This is a genomic window from Amycolatopsis acidicola (assembly GCF_007713735.2).
GTDB classification, from domain to species: domain Bacteria; phylum Actinomycetota; class Actinomycetes; order Mycobacteriales; family Pseudonocardiaceae; genus Amycolatopsis_E; species Amycolatopsis_E acidicola.
Genome location: NZ_VMNW02000029.1, coordinates 34,443 through 53,528, shown reverse-complemented (window position 1 = coordinate 53,528; position 19,086 = coordinate 34,443). Strand labels below are relative to the sequence as shown.

Annotated in this window: 17 protein-coding genes; 8 read left to right on the top strand and 9 right to left on the bottom strand. The window is 64.9% G+C overall.

What is annotated here, in order from left to right:
• Window positions 1-117 precede the first annotated feature (117 nt).
• From FPZ12_RS46500 to FPZ12_RS20310, 8 genes are all read left to right on the top strand, one after another.
• A complete protein-coding gene (locus FPZ12_RS46500) occupies window positions 118-1,380 on the top strand; it encodes a TrbL/VirB6 family protein (protein WP_243769939.1) in 1,263 nt (420 codons plus the stop codon).
• Complete coding sequence (locus tag FPZ12_RS46495) at window positions 1,377-2,222, top strand: hypothetical protein (RefSeq protein WP_243769938.1); 846 nt, start codon at window positions 1,377-1,379, stop codon at window positions 2,220-2,222. Before FPZ12_RS46500 ends, FPZ12_RS46495 begins: the two co-directional genes overlap by 4 nt.
• Complete coding sequence (locus tag FPZ12_RS20335; RefSeq protein ID WP_144747352.1) at window positions 2,219-3,319, top strand: PrgI family protein; 1,101 nt, start codon at window positions 2,219-2,221, stop codon at window positions 3,317-3,319. Before FPZ12_RS46495 ends, FPZ12_RS20335 begins: the two co-directional genes overlap by 4 nt.
• A complete protein-coding gene (locus tag FPZ12_RS20330; RefSeq protein WP_144747354.1) occupies window positions 3,316-5,151 on the top strand; it encodes a VirB4 family type IV secretion system protein in 1,836 nt (611 codons plus the stop codon). The genes FPZ12_RS20335 and FPZ12_RS20330 overlap by 4 nt, the downstream gene beginning before the upstream one ends.
• A 51-nt stretch (window positions 5,152-5,202) precedes the next feature.
• The gene (locus FPZ12_RS20325) at window positions 5,203-5,973 is read left to right on the top strand and encodes a GP88 family protein (RefSeq protein ID WP_144747356.1); all 771 of its coding nucleotides are present in this window, start codon (window positions 5,203-5,205) and stop codon (window positions 5,971-5,973) included.
• Between the two features lie 50 nt (window positions 5,974-6,023).
• Window positions 6,024-8,474, top strand: coding sequence for a helicase HerA domain-containing protein (locus tag FPZ12_RS20320; RefSeq protein WP_243769937.1), 2,451 nt, complete (start codon window positions 6,024-6,026; stop codon window positions 8,472-8,474).
• A 68-nt stretch (window positions 8,475-8,542) separates the two neighbouring features.
• Window positions 8,543-9,571 carry a replication-relaxation family protein gene (locus FPZ12_RS20315; protein WP_144747431.1) on the top strand — a complete coding sequence of 343 codons (1,029 nt, stop codon included), beginning with the start codon at window positions 8,543-8,545 and terminating at the stop codon, window positions 9,569-9,571.
• Complete coding sequence (locus tag FPZ12_RS20310; RefSeq protein ID WP_144747360.1) at window positions 9,571-10,566, top strand: C40 family peptidase; 996 nt, start codon at window positions 9,571-9,573, stop codon at window positions 10,564-10,566. The genes FPZ12_RS20315 and FPZ12_RS20310 overlap by 1 nt, the downstream gene beginning before the upstream one ends.
• A gap of 37 nt (window positions 10,567-10,603) precedes the next feature.
• On the opposite strand, the gene FPZ12_RS20305 is transcribed toward FPZ12_RS20310, so the two are convergent.
• The 9 genes from FPZ12_RS20305 to FPZ12_RS20265 form a co-directional block, all read right to left on the bottom strand.
• Window positions 10,604-10,882, bottom strand: a complete 279-nt coding sequence (locus FPZ12_RS20305; RefSeq protein ID WP_144747362.1) for a hypothetical protein — start codon at window positions 10,880-10,882, stop codon at window positions 10,604-10,606.
• A gap of 288 nt (window positions 10,883-11,170) precedes the next feature.
• Window positions 11,171-12,301 (bottom strand): hypothetical protein, encoded by a 1,131-nt coding sequence (locus FPZ12_RS20300; protein ID WP_144747364.1) that lies wholly within the window; start codon window positions 12,299-12,301, stop codon window positions 11,171-11,173.
• A gap of 328 nt (window positions 12,302-12,629) precedes the next feature.
• Window positions 12,630-12,893: a hypothetical protein gene (locus FPZ12_RS20295; protein WP_144747366.1), complete on the bottom strand. Its 264-nt coding sequence runs from the start codon at window positions 12,891-12,893 to the stop codon at window positions 12,630-12,632.
• Window positions 12,894-13,020: 127 nt separating this feature from the next.
• Window positions 13,021-13,347 carry a hypothetical protein gene (locus FPZ12_RS20290; protein ID WP_144747368.1) on the bottom strand — a complete coding sequence of 109 codons (327 nt, stop codon included), beginning with the start codon at window positions 13,345-13,347 and terminating at the stop codon, window positions 13,021-13,023.
• Window positions 13,348-13,463: 116 nt separating this feature from the next.
• The gene (locus FPZ12_RS20285; RefSeq protein WP_144747370.1) at window positions 13,464-14,027 is read right to left on the bottom strand and encodes a hypothetical protein; all 564 of its coding nucleotides are present in this window, start codon (window positions 14,025-14,027) and stop codon (window positions 13,464-13,466) included.
• A gap of 71 nt (window positions 14,028-14,098) precedes the next feature.
• On the bottom strand, window positions 14,099-14,569 hold the full coding sequence (locus FPZ12_RS20280; protein ID WP_144747372.1) for a hypothetical protein: 471 nt from the start codon (window positions 14,567-14,569) through the stop codon (window positions 14,099-14,101).
• A gap of 869 nt (window positions 14,570-15,438) precedes the next feature.
• On the bottom strand, window positions 15,439-16,308 hold the full coding sequence (locus FPZ12_RS20275) for a hypothetical protein (RefSeq protein ID WP_144747374.1): 870 nt from the start codon (window positions 16,306-16,308) through the stop codon (window positions 15,439-15,441).
• A gap of 129 nt (window positions 16,309-16,437) precedes the next feature.
• A complete protein-coding gene (locus FPZ12_RS20270) occupies window positions 16,438-17,442 on the bottom strand; it encodes a DUF932 domain-containing protein (protein ID WP_144747376.1) in 1,005 nt (334 codons plus the stop codon).
• A 174-nt stretch (window positions 17,443-17,616) separates the two neighbouring features.
• Window positions 17,617-18,390, bottom strand: a complete 774-nt coding sequence (locus tag FPZ12_RS20265) for a hypothetical protein (RefSeq protein WP_144747378.1) — start codon at window positions 18,388-18,390, stop codon at window positions 17,617-17,619.
• Window positions 18,391-19,086 lie beyond the last annotated feature (696 nt).

Sequence of the window (19,086 nt, the reverse complement as noted above, 5' to 3'; positions counted from 1 at the left end):
GCGGCAAACCCACAAGGGCCATAAACCGCGGCGGGGGCCTGACAGCCATACCCAGCCTCCTTGGCCACCCGAAACCCCTGGTCTCGGGCAAGATCCACAGTAGGGGGGCCTGAGCTCATGGTGGAAACCAAGCGGCCGCGCGCGCCGGAATCCGATCGCCGGGAGCTCGTCGCTCCGACGCCGGAACGGACGGGCCGCGGCTCCCGGCGGCGGCTGCTGTGGTTGCTCGCGTTCGGACTGACCGTGGTGCTCGGTGCGTTGATCGCGGTCGGTGCCTGGGCTTCGCCCGGCACGCCGGGCCAGGCTGGCGCCGAACAGGTTGCGCTGTCGCAGCCCGTGCCTCAGCAGCCGCCTTCGGTGCCGCTGCCGACGATCCCGGCGGAGGACTCGTGTGCACCGGATTCGCCGGACCCGGATTGCCATTTCCCCACTGGTTCGTCACGCCCGTCGATGCCGGCGACGCCCCTGCCGCCGATCACCGAGTTGCCGTCACCGACGAGTTGTTTCCCCGGCGAACTCGCCTGCGCACCCTCGAGCCCGACAACGGTCCCGAGTGCGAGCGCATCGCCGTGCGTCGGCGAGGACTGCATCCCACAGCCCACCGGATCACCGAGCACAAGCCCGCAGCCCGGGGGAACCAGCTCGGATGACGGCGGACCGGATTGCGGGATCACCAACATCACCGGCTGCGTCGCCAAGGCGATCAACTCGGTGTTCAAGGACTTGGTCAACGCCGCGTTGTCACCGATCTTGGAGCTGCTCGGCCACACGGCGCTGTCGACGCCGACGCTCGATCAGCTCCCCGGGATCGGCGAGCTGTGGAACACCTCGTGGGAGATCGTGCTCGCCGCGTACGGGATGCTGATCCTCGTCGCGGGGATCATCGTGATGGCGCACGAGACGGTGCAGAACCGGTACTCGATCAAGGAGATCGGCCCGCGGATCCCTATCGGGTTCCTGGCTTCGGCGCTCTCGCTGTTCTTCGCCGAGAAGTTCATCCGGCTCGCGAACGCCCTGTCGGCCGCGGTCCTCGGTGACGGGGTTGAACCACCTTCACTCGGGTCCACGCTCCAGGGCGCCGTGCAAGGCGCGGTTTCGGGCAGCTTCTTCATGGTCCTGTTGGCGCTCGTGCTCGTGATCGCCGGGATCGGGTTGCTGATCGTGTACGTGGTTCGGGTCGTCGTCACCCTGCTCCTGATCATCACCGGGCCGCTGTTCCTCATGTGTCACTGCCTGCCGCACACCGACGGCATCGCGCGCTGGTGGTGGAAAGCGCTTGGGGCGACGCTGGCGATCCAGGTCGCCCAATCCGTGGTGCTGATCTTGTTCGCCCGCGTGTTCCTGTCCGGCGGGATCCACTTGTTCGGAGGTGGCTCGTGAGCGGCCTCGCGACCTTGATCACCGCGATCGCGTTGTTCTACATCCTGTTCAAGATCCCGTTCTGGTTCCTGTCCGCGACCAAGATCGGCCACGGCCGGTCCTTTCTGGTCGGGTTGGCGAAGGCGTTCGTCGCCGCGAAAACGTTTGGCATGGTCGCCGGGAAGTCCGGTGGGCTCGGCAGAGCCGGGGTGGCCGCCGGCGGAAGCCGGGGTGCTGGCAGCCGGGGGAGCACTGCTGCGGCCGATCCGCCGTGGCCCGCGCAGCCGCGGATCGCACCGACGCCGGAGGCGGTCAACAAGCGGTTGCAGGCGGCCTACGACGCTGACCGTGTCCGCGCTGCCCGGCACCCGCGTACGCCGTCGCAGCGACCGATGTTCCTGCAACCCAGTCCGCAGGAGACCACCCACGACCCGGCCATCACCCCGGCCGCGCAAGAAGGATCTGCCGTGCCCGAATTCAGCTCCGCGCCCACCCTCGCGAAGCCGGGCCGGCCGCCGACCGGGCGGCGCAGGCAAGCCGCTGTGGCACCTCGATTCCAAGCACCTGGCGGGCCGAAGCGTGTCGGTCGCGCCGCGTCTCCGGCAAGGCCGATCCGCATGGCGCCGGTCCCGCCCCGCCTGCGGTTCCAGGCGCCAACGCCTGAGTCTCCTCACGCCTCACGGCCGATCAAACCTGGGACGAGACCAGCCGCGACGCCCGCGTTTCGCACGGCGCAGCCGGAACCGCGCATCGGCGACGCCCGGCCTCGCACGCCGTCGGTGCCGCCAGTCGCGTTCCGAGCGCCGAAACCAGCCCCGCCCGCCGTGCCGAAGTCCTTGCCCCGCGGAGGTGAGAAGCGATGACCGAGCCCGTGCGCATCCCGTCTGACGTCGATCGCGAAGACCGTGTGCTGGCCAACCTCACCGCTCGGCAACTCGCGATCCTCGGCGTCACCGGGCTCGTCCTTTATGGAGTCTGGGCCTTGACCCGCACGGTGGTTCCGATCCCGGTCTTCCTGATCGGCGCGGTCCCGGTCGGCGGCACAGCAGCTGTGCTTGCACTGGGCCAGCGCGACGGCGTGAGCCTCGACCGACTCCTGCTCGCAGCCCTCCGCCTGCGACTGCAACCCCGCCACCGAGTGGCCGCGCCAGAGGGAGTGCGAGCTGCGCCGGAATGGCTGACAAGCCGCGCCATCACCGGCGTTCCGGGTGAGTCGGAGGTTTCTCCGGCGGCGCTGCGGTTGCCTGCGGAAGGAGTCACCGAGGCCGGTGTCGTGGACCTCGGAGGCGACGGTGTCGCGATCGTCGCTGTGGCCAGCACGGTGAACTTCGCGCTGCGCACGCCGGGCGAGCAGGAAGCGTTGGTGACCAGCTTCGGGCGCTACCTGCATTCGATCTCCGCGCCGGTGCAGCTGCTCATTCGCGCCGAACGACTGGACCTCAGCCAGCAGATCAGCGATCTGCGCGAAGCTGCCGCCGGGCTCCCGCACTCGATGCTCGAGGCTGCTGCGGCCGAGCACGCGACCTACCTCGAGCAGCTGCGTCGATCCACGGAACTGTTGCGCCGCCAGGTGTTGTTGGTGCTGCGGGAGCCGGTCCGTGCCGCCGCGTCGACCGATGGGCTCGGCGGCGCATCTCCGCTCGCCTTGGTGCGGGCCCGCCGACGCCGCTTCCGAAACAGTGACGTCACCGAGGCCGCGGTCCGCTCGGCGGAAACCCGGCTCGTACGTCGCCTGGGAGAAGCGGTCGAACTCTTGGCACCTGCCGGAATCACGATCACGCCGCTGGACGCCGGGCAGGCGACCGCCGTGCTCGCCACAGCCTGCAATCCCGACAGTCTGATCCCGCCCTCGGCAGGTCTCGCCGGCGCAGACGAGGTGATCACTACCGCCGCCTCGGACGACGACGAAGCCGGGCCAGCGACGACAACGCTCGACGAGTGGGAGGGCAGCGACCTATGAGCAAGAACGTGAACCGGTCGGTTTCGGGCAGGGCCAGTGCGTTCACCCCGGACTCCCTCTCGGTCACGCCCCGGCACCTCGAGATCGGCGGCGAATGGGTCGCATCCTTCGCGATCACCGGGTATCCCCGCGAAGTGCACGCTGGCTGGCTCCAGCCGCTGCTGTCGTACCCGTGCCGCTTGGACGTCTCGCTACACATCGAGCCGATCGACCCGGTTACTGCCGCGAACCGGCTCAAGCGCCAACTGTCCAAACTGGAATCGGGTCGACGCCACACCAGTGAGAAGGGCCGGTTGCTGGACCCGATGGTGGAGGCGGCGACCGAAGACGCGTACGACCTCTCCGCCCGGGTCGCCCGTGGGGAAGGAAAGCTCTACCGGCTCGGGCTCTACCTGACGGTGCACGCCACCAGCGAGGACGAGCTTGCAGAGCAAGTCGCGGCAGTGCGAGCGCTGGCCGCGTCGCTGTTGCTGAACGCCCAGCCCACCACCTACCGGGCGCTGCAGGGCTGGGTCTCCACCCTGCCGCTGGCGCTGGACCTCATCGGCATGCGCCGCACGTTCGACACCAGCGCGCTGGCCGCCGCGTTCCCCTTCACCAGCCCCGATCTGCCCCCGGCAGACCCGACCAGCGTCGCGGCACCGGCCGGGGTCCTGTACGGGTTCAACATCGGAAGCCAGGGCCTCGTGCACTGGGACCGTTTTTCCGCAGACAACTACAACAGCGTCATCCTCGGCCGCTCCGGTGCGGGAAAGTCATACCTCGTCAAGCTCGAAGCCCTGCGGTCGCTCTACCGTGGCGTCGAGGTGGCGATCATCGATCCAGAGGACGAATACCGGCGCCTCTGCGAAGCGATCGGCGGCACCTACATCCACCTCGGCGACCCTGCCGTCCGTATCAACCCGTTCGACCTCCCGATCGCGATCCGTCCGGATGGTCGCCGCACCGCGCCGAAAGACGCGCTGACGCGCAAGGCGCTGTTCCTGCACACGGTTATCGGGGTCCTGCTGGGGACCGAACTGTCCGCGCAGCAACGAGCCGTGCTCGACCAAGCGATCACGACCACCTACTCCCGGGCGGGGATCACGAGCGATCCGCGCACCTGGGGCCGGCAGGCGCCGTTGCTGGCCGACCTTGCCTCGGTGCTCACCGCCACCGCCGAGCCCATCGCCGCGGACCTGGGCGCCCGGCTTCACCCGTTCGTCGAGGGCGCGTTCTCTGCGATGTTCTCCGGCCCGACCACGACCAGGCCCGAAGGGCACCTGACGGTGTTCAGCCTGCGCGACCTGCCCGACGAACTCCGGCCGATCGGCACACTGCTCACGCTGGACACGGTGTGGCGCCGGGTCTCCAACCCGGCGATCCGGCGGCCGAGGCTGATCACGGTCGACGAAGCGTGGCTGCTGATGCAAGACCCTGCCGGGGCACGGTTCCTGCATCGGCTGGCGAAGGCCAGCCGGAAGCACTGGGCGGGCCTGACCGTCGCGACCCAGGACGTCGGCGACGTTCTCGGGACTGAACTGGGCAAGGCGATCGTGGCCAACGCAGCAACACAAATCCTGCTACGCCAAGCCCCGCAAGCCATCGACGAAATCGTGACGACCTTCAACCTGTCCGAGGGAGAGAAGCAGTTCCTTATCTCTGCGGACAAGGGACAGGGCTTGCTCAGCACTGGTACCCAGAGAGTTGCATTTCAAGCTTTGGCTTCACCGCAGGAAAATGCGCTCATTACAACAGATCCGGCCGAGTTGGCGACCTACGCCGAGCACGAGCCTACCACCGAGGACGAGACGTTTGTGGACCTCGGGATCGACGACGACATCGCTGCTTGAGCAGGTCGTGTTCTGCCTTTCCCTTGCCTGATCACGTTTGTGAGGTGGCGTATGTCTTCATCCGTGCGACCGGACCGGTTGCTGACGCAGAACCGCGAGATGCGCGCGATCGGTGTCTGGAACTGGACCTTGCCCGCGCTGGCAGCCCGTCTCGCCGATGGGCGCACGCAGGTGACTTGTCCGGCGGCAGGCGCGTGTGCTCGGATCTGCTATGCCCGCAACGGAACTTACCTGTTCCCGGTTGTGAAATCCCGGCACCAGGACAATCTTGCGTTCGTGCTGGACGACCTGCCTGGTTGGGAAGCAGCCATGATCAGGGAACTCTCGGCTCCTCGCTTCACAGGGAAGTTTATCCGAGTACACGACGCCGGCGATTTCTTCAGCGACTCCTACACCTTGGCGTGGTGCCGGATCATGCGAGCGTGTCCGCAGGTGACTTTCTACGCCTATACCAAGGAAGTTCGCCGGTTCAAGCGCCTGGTCGAGCCGAATTCACCCGAAAACTTCCTGTGGGTCTACAGCTACGGCGGTCGCGAGGACGCCTGGATCAGCCCAGAGCGGGACCGCGTTGCCGACGTGTTTCCGGATGCGGAAGCCATTTCCGAAGCGGGGTGGTCGTCGCAGGAGGCTTCGGATCTCCTTGCGGTGCTTGGCCCGCGGTTGGTCGGTGTGCCCGCGAACCGTATCCCGCACTTCCTCAAGCGCCTGGGCGGCCGGCGGCTGTCCGAATGGCAGGCGGAGATCGACGCAGAACGGCGCCGGAAGCGGCCCCTGCGGCTCGTTCACAGCGCTCCAAGGGATTTCGCGCAGCGGGCAGCCTGACGAGGGGAGCTCCGGTGTTATCTGACCGTTCTCACGCGCATGCGTCGCCGTTGCAGGACTACCTGCGCGACCCGGACGCCGCTCTCCGCGTCGTACTCCACGTGCTGAAGACGCTCGCTGTGTCCTGGGGCCCGGTTATCGGGCTGGCACTACCGTTCGCGGTGATTGGTGCTGTGGTCGCACGTAGGTGGTGGGTGCGCCGCTGTCACGACCGGATGGCCACCGACGCTCGGGTGATCACTGTTCTGGCTCCGCCCGAGGTGGACCCGGACGGCGCTGCGGCGTTCTACTCCAATCTGGTTGGGTTGCTGCGGCCTGGCTGGAAGCGGCGGGTCCGCGGGCAGCCGCACATCGTGTGGGAGTACGTGTTCTCTCAGGCCGGGGTCGCTTTGCGGGTGTGGCTGCCGGGCGTCGTGCCACCCGGAATGGCTGAGCGCGCAATCGAGGCTGCGTGGCCCGGTGCGCATACGCAGACCAAGCCGGCCAAGCCGCCGATCCCGTTGTCCCCACCTGTGGATAAAACGATCGTGGCTGTGGGTGGGGAACTCCGCCTGGCCCGGAGTGAGGCGTTGCCGATCCGATCGGACTTCCCGGTCGATCCGGTTCGCGCTTTGCTCGGCGCACCCGCAGGGCTCGCCGCGCATGAACGAGCGGTGGTGCAGATACTGGCGCGACCTGTCACCGGTCCGCGTGTGCGCAGGGCCCGGCGGGCAGCCCGCCGCGTCCGCGCCGGCAGTTCGACGAAGCTGGCTGGACGTCTCCTGGATCTGATCACCCCGAACACCGGAGCACGCAAACGCAGCGCGGCAGCGAAGAAGCCGGTCGTGGATCACCAGACGTCGTTGGAGATCTCGGCGCAGGACCGCGTCATCGTGGCCAAGCAACGGGGAACCCAATACGAGACCCGGGTCCGGTACGCCGTCGCCACCCTCGTCGACCACCACACCACCGGTGTAGAGCGCGCACCGGTTCGCGAGCACCTTCGCGGCCGCGGACACGCGATCGCCAGCGCCTTCGCGGCTTACAGCGAGCACAACTACTACCGCCGCGTCCGGCTCGCCAAGCCGGTTCAGGCGGTGGCCGAGCGGCGCCTGGCATCGGGTGACCTGCTCTCGATCGCCGAGCTGGCGGCGCTGGCCCACGTCCCCACCGACGACGGTGTCCCCGGACTTCAGCGCGCAGGCGCGAAAGCAGTCCCGCCGCCTCCAGGGATTCCGAGCGAAGGCGTTGGCGTGAAGCCGATCGGGATCACCGACTCCGGCCACCCTCGGCCAGTAGGATTGCGCGTCGCCGACGCCCGCCATCACGTGCACATCCTCGGGGCCACCGGCTCGGGCAAGAGCGAGCTCATGGCCCGGATGATCCTCGACGATGCCGAAGCCGGCCGCGGCCTGGTCGTCATCGACCCCAAGGGCGACCTGGTCGCGGACGTCCTGATGCGTCTTCCGTCGAGGCTGGGGGAGAAGGTCGTCCTCTTCGACGCCGACAGCCGCACCCGCCCGCCGGTGCTCAACCCGCTCGAGGGTCCGGACACCGCCCGCACCGTCGACAACCTCGTCTCGATCTTCTCCCACGTCTACGCGTCCAGCTGGGGGCCACGCACCGAGGACATCCTGCGTTCGGGGCTGCTTACCTTGCGAGAGCTACCTGGAACGCCGACGCTGACGGACCTGCCGAAGCTCTTGTCAGTGCCCGCGTTTCGACACCGCGCGCTCGAACAGATCTCCGACGATGTCCTCGCCGGGTTCTGGCGCTGGTACGACGAGCTCTCCGACGCCAGCCGAGCGCAGGTCGTCGCCCCCTTGATGAACAAGCTGCGCGGCTTGCTGCTTCGACCTTTCGTGCGGGCGTCGCTGGCGGGAGGCGGGTCCACAGTAGATGTTGATGCGGTACTCGATGGCGGAATTTGCTTGGTACGCCTGGGCAAGGACGCGCTCGGGATCGACACCGCGCGGTTGATGGGCTCGATCGTCGTGGCCCGCACGTGGCAGGCCGCGACAAGGCGCGCACGAATACCGCAGCGCCAACGGAAGGACTGCAGCCTCTACATTGACGAGTGCCACAACTTCCTGAGTCTGGCCTACCCGCTGGAAGACATGCTCGCCGAGTCTCGTGGCTACCGGATGGCGATGATCCTGGCGCACCAGTACTTACGCCAGCTTCCTCGCGAGCTCGAAGAAGGTATCTCGACGAACGCCCGGTCAAAGATCATCTTCTCGGCTTCGCCGGAAGACGCGCGAGATCTGGCCCGGCATACCGCGCCCCGGATCTCCGAGCACGACCTCGCCAATCTCGGCCGCTTCCACATCGCCGCCCGCCTGGTGCTCGACAGCGAGGAAACATCGCCGTTCACCGCGGTCACCGAGAAGCTCGTGCCCGCGATTCCGGGGCGTGCGAAACAGATTCGGCGGTTCGCACGAGTGAACTCCGCATGCCCAGCCACGCCGGAGTCTGCTGGGAGAGACCGGCGCACGGTGATCGATCCTCGCCGCGCGGCTTGATCCGGTTTTCACGTTTTTATTGCCCTTAGTGCCTTTTCGTGCGCTGGGGAGTGGAGGTGCACGAAACGATGGCCAGTAATCCCACTCCGCAGCGGGAGCTGCGTACGCACCGGCCGGAACGCCCCGCACCACGGGTGCTCAATACCGCCGAGCACCACGCGTGGCTAGCCCGGCGTCTCACCGACCGCGACCGGTGGCTCTGCCGGATGCTGTTCGAGCACCACGTACTCACCAGCACGCAGATCGTCGATATCGCCTTCCCCGGACGGCGTGCAGCGAACCTACGTCTGCGCAACCTGTACCAGTGGGGCGTGGTGCATCGGTTCCAGCCGCACCGCGACCGCGGTTCGCACCCGATGCATTACGTCCTCGACACTGCCGGGGCCGTCGCGCTGGCCCGCGAAGAGGGCATCGATCCGAAAGAGTTGGGCTATAGCCGGGAACGCGAGATTGGAAGGGCGTTCTCGCTGCAGCTGGCGCACACCGTGGGCTGCAACGGCCTGTTCACCACACTGATCCACCGGGCACGCCAGCCTGGGGCCACCGGCGAGCTGACCGCGTGGTGGTCGGCCGCGCGGTGCGGGCGGCACTGGGGAGACATCGTCACCCCGGACGGATACGGACGCTGGCGCGAGGCCGACCGGGACGTCGAGTGGTTCGTCGAGTTCGACTTCGGCACCGAAACTTTGTCACGCTTGGCGGGGAAATTGGCGCGTTACGAGCGCCTGGCCGACGTCACCGGTATCACCACGCCGGTGCTGGTGTGGCTGCCCAGTGCCGCCCGGGAGGCCAACGCGCGCCGTGCATTGACCGAGGCGTTGCGTGGGCTCGACCGGCCCGCACGCGTGCCGGTCGCCACGACCAGCGGGGAGGCCACCGGCGAACCTCTCGACATGGCCACGCCCCGCTGGCGCCGGGTCGGCGCATCCGATGCCGCCGGCAGGGTGGCGCTGGCTGCGTTGGCTACGCTGTGGCCGGACCTGGCCGCCTCAGCGCCGCACCAGGCCGGGCATCGCCCGGCATCCCCAACCGCGAGTCCGGAGTTGGCGCCGCCTTCGCCGATGCCTCCGCCCGAACCCGCACGGTTCGCGTTGTAATGGGCAGGATCGCTGCGGCCGGGGCCGTCTTCGTCGTCGTACTGATCGTCCTCATCGGTAGCGGCGCGATCGGCGTCGTCCAAGCCGTCTTCGGCAGCTCCGGCGGCAGTATGAACTGTGCTCCCGCCGGAGCGACCGCGACCTCGGCCGTGGGATATGGCCCTGCGGAGATGAGCAACGCTGCGACGATCGTCGCCGTTGGCAAACGCATGAACGTCCCCGAACAGGGCTGGGTCATCGCGATCACGACCGCGATCACCGAGTCGCAACTGCAGAACCGCGACGGCGGCGACCGCGACAGTGTCGGCCTGTTCCAACAACGACCGTCGCAAGGCTGGGGAACTGTCGCGCAGATCATGGACCCCGCCTACAGCAGCGAACAGTTCTACCAACGCCTCACGGTGGTACCGAACTGGCAGACCATGCCCGTCGCTCAGGTCGCGCAGACCGTGCAGCGTTCAGGGTTTCCCGATCGCTACGCGAAATACGAGCAAGTCGCGCGCCAGATCGTCGGCGCGGTACAAGGCGCGACGTGCAGCATCAGCGATACCTCGCAGATTCCGGTAACCGGTCGGGCCAAGCTGGTCATCGACGCCGCCCTGTCGCAGCTCGGCGTTCCTTACGCCTGGGGTGGCGGCACCGTCGCAGGGCCGAGCCAAGGGATCCGTGATGGCGGTGTCGCCGACCAACACGGCGACTATGCCAAGATCGGGTTCGACTGCAGCGGACTCACCCTCTTCGCCTACGCCCAAGCCGGAATCTCCTTGCCCCATCAGAGCCAAGGACAATTCACGCTGGGCACGCCAGTGCCCCTGTCCGCCGCCTTGGCCGCGCTGAGGCCCGCGGACCTCGTCTTTTACAGCCCCGGGGCAATCCACCACGTCGGGATCTACCTCGGCAACGGTCTCATGGTCAACGCCTACGAATCAGGCACAGTAGTGCGGGTCCAGCCGATCGACCTGAGCGAGTACGCAGGTGCCGTCCGGCTGCTGTAGGGATCGGGTCGCGTCGTTTGGAAGCTGCCCCGGCGAACTACTTGTCGCCTGAGACTGGCTTGTTGAGGTCGACGTAGAGCCTCGCTCGACTGAGGCCGACTTCCTTGGAGATCTTGGTCTTCGGCACGCCGGCCTCGTCTGCGTCGCGGATGTCGGCCAGTCGCGCGCTGCGTTGAAATTTCAGCTGCTCGGTGAGGAGTTCTCTCATCTCCTGAAGTGAGGTCTCCACTTCCCGGATGCTCTCCAGCGCGCGCTCAAACGCCTCGATGCGCTGGCGGCGAGCTCGCAACCGTGCGATGTGCTCGTCCTTGTCCATCTCCGGGCCTCTTCTCGCGTGTCCGAGCGTGTCTGGGCTTCGACTACTCCGCTGTTCATCACCGTGTAGCCCTAGACACTCTAGCGAGACACCCCGGCGGCTTAACTGACGGTTCGCAGATATCCGCGAGGTTGACCGGGGTTCGCGGACGAAGACTCGAATCTCCCGTGCCTGAGTCGCGCAACTTCCGCACCCGCCTGAAGGGCGGACCGGGCGGACCGCGTGGGTCCGAAGGAGTGAGTCGACGGACCTGATCCAGCGCGGCTGAAGTTCCGGGTTCGCGCAGTGCTAGCGAGAGGCCAAATACCAAATGCCAAGAGTCAAAATTGCCGCAATCGCTAGTCCAATGACGACGCCTCGCATGAGATAGCTTAAACGGTCGGGTTGTTGTCCAGTCGCTATCGCTGATGCAGTTTCCGCAGCGTCATAGATTTCTTCTGCGGTTTTTGAGATCAGTGCCGCTGATCCATCAAGCTTACTTGTTAAATCGGTTTCACGCAGAGCGGAAAGCTTGTTCAAAACATTGTGAAGTTGGTTGGCGGTATCGGATACAGCGTTCGCGGCCGTGTGCAAAATTTGGGCATGCTCGGGGACGTTGGCAAGCGCGTCGCATGCCTGGGCGAATCTGGGGGTGTGATCGGGGAGGTAGGAGAGCTTTCTGGTTGCCTGTTCCAGCATGGCGACCCAGTCTGGTAGTCCCTGGAGTTTGGAAGACGATAGGGCCAGCATGCTCGCGTAGTCCGGCAAGTCACGTAGTTGTGAAGACGAGCGGGCAAGCATAGGTGCATAGTCGGGCAGGCTGCGACTGAGTGATGTTGATGATTCATGCAGCATGGGCGCGTATTCAGTCACACCTCGTAGCGTGTTCGCCGAATCAGCCAGCGAAGCGATGGCTTCTGGGTCAAGATGGGGTCTCTTGAATGTCTCGTTAACGAGCGTGCGGAGCATCCCGGCGCCTTCCCGTGATATTTCCTCGACCTCGCCAATCGCCTCCATGAGTTCATTTTTTGTATCGAGAATAACATCGCCAAGTTCTGAGCCCAAGATGTCTATTAGGCGGTCCTCTGTCAGCATTCGAAGGTCGTCGGACATCTGGCCCTCGCGAGCGGCCTTCCATTCAGTGAGCGTCTCGACGCTGTATCGAAGACCTGTGGGCAGGTTATCTACCAACTTGTGATGATACGTGCAAAGTAAGAGCAAGTTGGTGAACGCCCGCCTGGAGTCGTTATTCATTGACTCGTCATAGCGCGGGCCGCCTCGTTTAGCTGCGCGGATATGGGCAATCTGCACAAGGACGATCGGGGTGCCATCGTCCGCCATTCGAATGACCAGCTCCTGGCAATTAGGCTCATAGCAACGACCGAGGCTGAGCGTGAAGAGTGCCTTCCTCGTGGCCTCGGTGTAGTTGCGCGCATCCATGCCAAGCCCTCCCGGAGTGTAGTTCGCCGTCTCGGCCGCTGGTCTCGTGCAGAGAGCGTACGGGCAGGTACCGACAGTTCCATGCACGAACGCACCCGTGTCGAGGGTTCACGCTTCGTGCCCGCGACATGCCTCAGGGCGCCTAGCTGGTCAGAGACTGTGATTGATGCTGAGCCTCACTCCAAGCAGCGAAGACAACCCGTGTTCAGGTGGGGGCGTCTTGACGGCCTGTCCCTGCACCGGAACACGGGTTGCTGTTCGTGAAGCGAACGATGTCCGGAGTTCACGAGAGCATGGACCACCCGGTCGGGCTTTCCATCGTGCTGCGTCACTCGTCGGGATCGAAGCGAAGCAGCTCGGACAGTGACCGAGGCGGCCTCTGCGTTGTTCGACGTAGGAGCGGCGCCGGTGGTTCTCTGGTTTCCGCGGCTTCGAGTTCTTCTAGCTTGCGGCGAACGGCATTGAGCGACTTGTACGGGTGCACTGTAGCGCCGTGGTCTTGCGCCGCCTGACTCTGCAGGTAGCAGACCATGATGAACGCTTGTGTCGCGCTCATCTCGACCACGGCGGTGGTGGCGGTGAGCCGGACCATGGCCGCCTGCTCGTTTCCTTGAGTGCGCGGATGTTTTCTTTAGTCAGTTTGGTGAGTTTCACTTCCGGCATGAGATTCTTTCCTTTCATTTCCAGGTGGTGTGACAACGCTCGCTGGTCAACGCTGCTCAAGCGGGGCTAATTTCGGCCAGATAGTCGTCTCGACCGTGGCGGATTGCGTCGGCGAGGTCGATACCGAGGGCGTCGGCGAGGTGGTACAGGTCGCCGATCAAGTCGCTGATGAGTGAGTAGAAATCCTCGTAGGTGTTGCCGACCTGGGCAGCATAGGCGTTTACGGCCGTAGCGGCGAACCCGGCTTTGCGGGTGTTGTCGTGGACGATGTCGTTGGGGGCGTTGGTATCCCGTGGTTTGCCGTCTCCTGAGAACAAGGCCGGATCTAGGTCGGTGATCGCGGTGATGCCCAATGCCTGTACTTGGTTTGGGTTGGTGCACATAGGTTTTCTCCGTTCTTGTTGTGCTGCGGGTTTTTCCTTGTTCGCAGACTCGCCGAGCTCGGCGCGCGTGGAGCCGTCGTGCGGGTGTGTTCATTCCTTTCCTTGTAGGGCCGGAACTATCGGGTGGTACTGATCGGCTGAGTGGTCCAGGCGTAGAGGTCGTGTGCCATGCGGGCGTGGTGGCGGCAGTAGAGAGTGTGCGGTGCTGAGTTGGCCTGCCGTGTTGCGCGCTGGTGGCAGTAGCGCGGTGGGCGCCCGTTGCCGAATTCGGTTTGCCAGGAGCACACCCGCAGGCGCCTTAGTGTGATCACGAGTCCGGGCCCGCCGTTGATGCCGAACCATCGGCCGCCGTCGTTATCGGTGGCGTGCCAGGAGAAGCGGGTCGAGCACTGCCCCGTGGGTGTGGTCGCTCGTCGGCCAGTCTGGGACTGGTCGGCCAGGTCGATGGTCGCGAGGTGGCCTCCGGGCCACGTGGTGAGTGTGGTGCGGTCGCACGCGACGTATGCGGTGTAGCGGGATGCGTGGTGGAGTGCGTCCCGTTGCTGTTCGTCGGAGCAGGTGTAGCACGACGTCAGGCCCGTGGCGGGGTCGGTGGCGAAGCCGGTACTGATTCCTTCGGGCGTCGCGCTGTGTCCGCAATCGAGCACGTTCGCGCTAGCGATGACAGTGTTGGTGGTCATGACGAATGCACCTCGAAGAGGAGACGGGAACTGCGGTCGCCGCGTGGAAACCGGGAAAGTCGTTGGGGTGGTTAGGTTCCGGCGTATTTGCAGTGCACGGTTTCGCCGTGGTGGCGTCCAGTGCAGTCGATGGCGCCGACGGTGCGATGTGCGACGGCGAGTCGGTGACGGGCGTCGGCTTCGAGATCGTCGATGGTCGATCCGTAAAGCGCTTCGTGGTGAAAATGCCGGTCACCGAACACGGGAATGTCGGGAAAGGCAGCGATCCACATACGAGCGTAGAGCCCGATCGCGGCGGACCGCATCGGAGTCACGGCGCTCACCTCACCGCACAGGCAGCACACTTCCGCTGCCGTACCTGGTCGGGTATCGGTTCCTTTGACAACCCGGTCGAGCAGCTCGCGGCAGTGTGCGTGGTACACGAACTCCTGTGACATCCGGCCGTGCGTCGGGCGAAGCAACGGGAAGCTGTGGTACAGCGTGTCTGCCTCGGCCGGGTAGACACTGGTCAGTTGGAAGATTTCCTTTTCGGCCCAGTCCATCCTTCTGGTTGAGCACGGGGCCGGTCGTCGTGGTGATGCCGTGAACAATGTCAAGGACAGGGTTGCCTTCCGTGGTGGTGGTCATGACGATTTCTCCTGTAGCACGTGGGCTTTTGCCGCCGTGCGTGCGCGGTCAGAGGTGGCGGGTGATGCGGGCGAGTTGGACGGCGGAGTTGATGGGACCGGCCCAGTAGCGGGCGCGGGCTGGGCCGTCGCCGATTCCCCACACGGACAGTTCGGTCTGTGGGTTGCTGGGACGTGTCCAGGTGCTGTGAACGCCGGGACCGGCGGCACGCCGGTTGCCGTGCTTGTCGCAGGCGTAGGCGTCCGCGGGCCCAGTCCACCCCACCGCGCACACGAACTCGGCGACCTGGGCATAGCTGGCGTCGAGTGGCTGCGGCGGTGCCGTCGGTACGTGTTCGGTGGTGCCGAGCAGGGCGGTGATCGCGGCGTGGATCTCGGCTGCCTCGTAGAGCCTCCCGCGAAGACTGGAGCGAGCGTAGGCAAGTGCGTGCGGCCCGGTGAACTACAACTCGAGCGTGCGGCCGTCCCGGATCCAGCCACGCCGGTAGCCTCGCCGCTCACCCCTCTCGGCGGGCGCGAGCGGCGGCAAGGTGGCATCGAGTTCATGGTCCGGGAGCGCAAACCACCCGTGCGCGGCGACGTGGCACCGCAATTCCTCGGCGTAGGCGGCGAGTTCGGCGAGGCTGTCAGCGCGCAGCGCTGCGAGTCCTTTCCGTCGCGTCGGCGCGGGCACGGTCCCAGTCGGCCTCGGCGAACAGGTCGCGGTCGGTGTGCTGGTTCATCGGTGATTCTCCCGTGACTGCTGCTCGTCGCCCCGTGGCGGATTGGACAGAGCGACTGCGAAGTCAGCACCAGTCGCCCCACCAGCTACGGACGTCGGCGGGATCGCTGTCGTAGCACGCGGTTATGACCTGGTCCAGGTCAGCGGCGGGGGAGTCAAGGCGGGTGAGCGCGGCGTTTACCACGAGATTGATCAGATCGTGGTCACGGTCGCTCGTGGTCAGTTCGTTGATCACCAGGTCTGCACCATCGTTGATCGCGCAGGAAACCTGGTCTCGGGTGATTGGTGGAGGATTTCCCTTTGTCGGTGCCGAGGACGTATCCCGTTCCGGCTCGGTGGGCTGATCAGTGCTCGGGAACCTCGCGAGGAACGCAGCGACTTCGGCGGCGCACTCCGGTGTGACCGTGAAGGTGAACGTCACATGCCTGCCGGTGCAGGGCACCGTGGCGGTGCCGGCCAACGGACCTGTGTAGCGCACGACTTGCGGGTCGTATTCGAGTGCGCTGGGCTCAGGGTGGTGGACGGTTGCGCCGAGAGGTGCCGCGATGTCGCCTGCGAGCCGGTCTCGCGTGGCGGCTTGCTCATCGAGCCGCTGTTTCAACTCCCGGGATTCGGTGAGCGTGACCCGGTAACCGGGAAGCAGTTGCCGGGTGATGTCGGCGGCCACGGTCTCCGGGGTCGTGTTAGGTGACACCGTGATTTCGTGGCACGGTATGGGCTTGCCGTATCGGTACCGGATTTTGGCCAGGTCACCGGGCAAGCTCGCCGACAGTTTCAGCCGTGGTGTCTCCTCCCAGTCGACGTAGAGCACGTGGAGTTGCTCGCGCTCCGGTCCGATGAGGTAGCGGTCCCGGTGACCGTGGTCGCCCGGTTCGACCGCCCACGTTCCCTCCAGCGATTCCGTCATCGCCGCCGCGAACGCCTGAATATCCATGATGGTTCTCCCTTTCTGTGCCAGAGATGGGCGCGCCGGGTTTCGTTCGGCGTCGGATGTGGCCCATCGCAGCCACGGCGGCCGCGCGGCGGGATGGCCGCGCGGGCACCGAAGCGGCAACGGTCCTTTTCAGACCGAGGCCAGCACCTTGCCGAGCGTCGTCACGGTGTCCTGATCGAGCGCGTCGGCTTTGCCGTCCACCGCGCGGGACATGTTCCGTTCGGCCCGGGATGCGTTGCGCACTATCGCTTCGTGGTGGGTGTAAGTGTTGATGGCCTGCACCACTCCCCACGCGGTACCGCGCCACGGGCTCACCCGGTTATCGCTGTTCCACAACCGGGTCAGCGCGGCCCGTTCATTCGTCGCGGTGGTGCGTGCGCGGCCCTTCTCCTCGGGCAGCGGGGTGTGTGCGTCCAGGAAGGCACGCCATGCCTGATCGGTCACGGTCGTTTCGCACAATGCCTTGACCTCAGCGGCGAACTCCTCGGCCACCGTGTGGACCATCGAGAGGGCGTCACGCGCCTTCACGATGCTGAACTTGCCGTTCTTGGAGTGCTTGACCTTGAACTGTTGCCCGTACTCCCGCAGACCGGCCGCCATCGTGTTGTCACACACCACATTGGTCACAGTGCGCTTGTAGGTGGTGGCAAGGCTGCCGTCGTGGCTGGTGCAGGCGATCAAGTTCGGCCGGAACTCCACTCCCTCAGGGGTGGTGATGTTCTCGGGCACTTCCACGCTCACCCAAGCCTGTTTGCGGTCGCGCAGCAGGCCCGCGGAACCGATCGACAGTCCGTCGTCAAGGATCGTGCCGACCTTGTCCAGTAACCATTCCTGGTACTGATGAACGGTATAGCCGTCGGCGAAGATCCCAAGGACATCCCCGGTATCCGAGGTAGTGATGGCTTGCTTGTTGGGCACGCGACGCAGACCGAACTTTCCCGCGACAAGGACCGGTTCCGGTTCGGCGGTCCAGTGGAACAGACGGCGCTGCACGTCAGCAACCGGAACGGCGCCGGTGTAATGGTTCGGCTCACTCCCCTGGGCAGATGCGCGGTAGTGCCAGGCATTTCCGCGCTTGGCGGTGAACCCGATCAGCACATTGTTGTTGAGCCACTGGCTGGTCTCTTTGGACATGACGAACCTACTTTCATTATTGGAGGTGATACGGAAACCGTTGCGCGGTCACGGCGTCCGCGCGCCAACGCGTGCGGCACCGAAATGGCGCAAGGGGTTATCTGTCACTCGCGGTAGCAGTCGCCAGACATTCACTGTGCCGTACACAGTCGAAGGAATAGGGCTGAACGACCCTCAAACCGCGATGGAAAGTGTCGTTTGATTGGGGTCTACGTACGGCTTGCACCAAGCGGCAAGGATTGTTTCCGCTACGTGCTCTACAGCGTCGTCGTGATTTTGGTTAGTCGCGGATGTTGCCGAGTCGCACGTCCACTCGTTTCCTTCGTACGAGTAATAGAGATCACGAATCTCTTCATGGCTGTATCCAAAGTCGTCAAGATCATCGCATCCAAACCAATCTGCTAGTTCCGACCGTGTATCTGACTCCAGCCACGCGTCCCATGCTTCCACTTGTAACTCTGTTTCGTATTCACCAAGGGTGCTTTCGTCCACTTCGCCCGCGTCGATTGACTGGGCGATTTGTATGAGGTTGGTCAACCATTCAATCCCTGTGCCGACGTCGTCTCCGTTGGTGGGGAGTTCGCCGAGTTGTACCCACGCGGATCCATAGCCATGTCGGCCGTTTGTGGACGTCTGAACTCCTGGTGTGCCTATCAGGTAGCGGACATTTGCCGCGTCGCGCTCGGTGCCGCCGTAGTCCGAGTAGTCAACTAGGGTCACCGTGATCGCGTAGTCGTCGTCCGTTTCTTGGCCGTCTGATAGCACTAACGCGTGGATGACGTCGTCTGTCAGGTCCTGCACTCGGATCGGATACAGGTATCCGGTGCGGTCCTCGGCGAGGCTCACCCGGTCGCATTCGAGCAATTCGCGCCACAGTTCAACGGTTTCGGCGTATTGTTTCGGCGAGTATACGTGTTCACCCTTGTATGACATGAGAGTTTCTTTCACGAGTTCGTTTTAAGTGTCTCACGAAGTGCTGCTTTCCGCGCTATGCGGGCCTTCTATTACGCGCGGAGGAAATTTAAGGGAAAGAATGAGAGAAGGCCGCTCTCGGGACGCTCGGCCCCGGTGCTCGCGTGCTGCTCTGCCCTTCCCCTCATGCTGTCTTGCCTACATGTCTATAGTGACATATGGGGTAGACATTTTCAAGCTCAAGAATAGTTCCGTTATCTCGTCGTTACCTTCGAAGTTGCATCGCCGCCTAAGGCTGCCCGGGGTCCTTGAGCTGCGGATATGCGGCAGAGGTGGAGCGTGTGGTCGCGGCTGGCGCCCTGCGTGCAAGGGAATGTGCCGTCACTGGAAATAGAAAGGACGAGCGGAAATAGAACTAGGGAAATAAATAGACGTAACTAAGGTGTCGGAGCTGAAGCAAACTATGGACGCCAGCGTGGACAATGCATGAGGGCAAGACGTCGAACCGGCCGACTGTTCACGTGCCTGCCGGCACCTAAGTTGGACGATACGGAGGAAGCGGCGGCCCCATGTAGCCCTGCGGCAAGGTCTCGGCGCATCCCTTCCTCTCTAGTGGGGCCCCGGAAAGGAAAGTGGAGAGGAAGGACAGGAGGAAGGCGGGTGGGCGCTGTAGAGTCTCATGGCCGGTTTCATTTTCTCACCAGCGCTTTCGTCTCGGCTTCATTTGTGAAG

Coding starts and splice junctions, on each gene's coding strand:
- FPZ12_RS20275 (WP_144747374.1), bottom strand. CDS start 16,308: ATGGATATTCAGGCGTTCGCGGCGGCGATGACGGAATCGCTGGAGGGA.
- FPZ12_RS20305 (WP_144747362.1), bottom strand. CDS start 10,882: ATGGACAAGGACGAGCACATCGCACGGTTGCGAGCTCGCCGCCAGCGC.
- FPZ12_RS20300 (WP_144747364.1), bottom strand. CDS start 12,301: ATGGATGCGCGCAACTACACCGAGGCCACGAGGAAGGCACTCTTCACG.
- FPZ12_RS20315 (WP_144747431.1), top strand. CDS start 8,543: ATGGCCAGTAATCCCACTCCGCAGCGGGAGCTGCGTACGCACCGGCCG.
- FPZ12_RS20310 (WP_144747360.1), top strand. CDS start 9,571: ATGGGCAGGATCGCTGCGGCCGGGGCCGTCTTCGTCGTCGTACTGATC.
- FPZ12_RS20270 (WP_144747376.1), bottom strand. CDS start 17,442: ATGTCCAAAGAGACCAGCCAGTGGCTCAACAACAATGTGCTGATCGGG.
- FPZ12_RS20285 (WP_144747370.1), bottom strand. CDS start 14,027: ATGACCACCAACACTGTCATCGCTAGCGCGAACGTGCTCGATTGCGGA.
- FPZ12_RS20295 (WP_144747366.1), bottom strand. CDS start 12,893: ATGGTCCGGCTCACCGCCACCACCGCCGTGGTCGAGATGAGCGCGACA.
- FPZ12_RS20290 (WP_144747368.1), bottom strand. CDS start 13,347: ATGTGCACCAACCCAAACCAAGTACAGGCATTGGGCATCACCGCGATC.
- FPZ12_RS20280 (WP_144747372.1), bottom strand. CDS start 14,569: ATGGACTGGGCCGAAAAGGAAATCTTCCAACTGACCAGTGTCTACCCG.
- FPZ12_RS46500 (WP_243769939.1), top strand. CDS start 118: ATGGTGGAAACCAAGCGGCCGCGCGCGCCGGAATCCGATCGCCGGGAG.
- FPZ12_RS20325 (WP_144747356.1), top strand. CDS start 5,203: ATGTCTTCATCCGTGCGACCGGACCGGTTGCTGACGCAGAACCGCGAG.
- FPZ12_RS20335 (WP_144747352.1), top strand. CDS start 2,219: ATGACCGAGCCCGTGCGCATCCCGTCTGACGTCGATCGCGAAGACCGT.
- FPZ12_RS20330 (WP_144747354.1), top strand. CDS start 3,316: ATGAGCAAGAACGTGAACCGGTCGGTTTCGGGCAGGGCCAGTGCGTTC.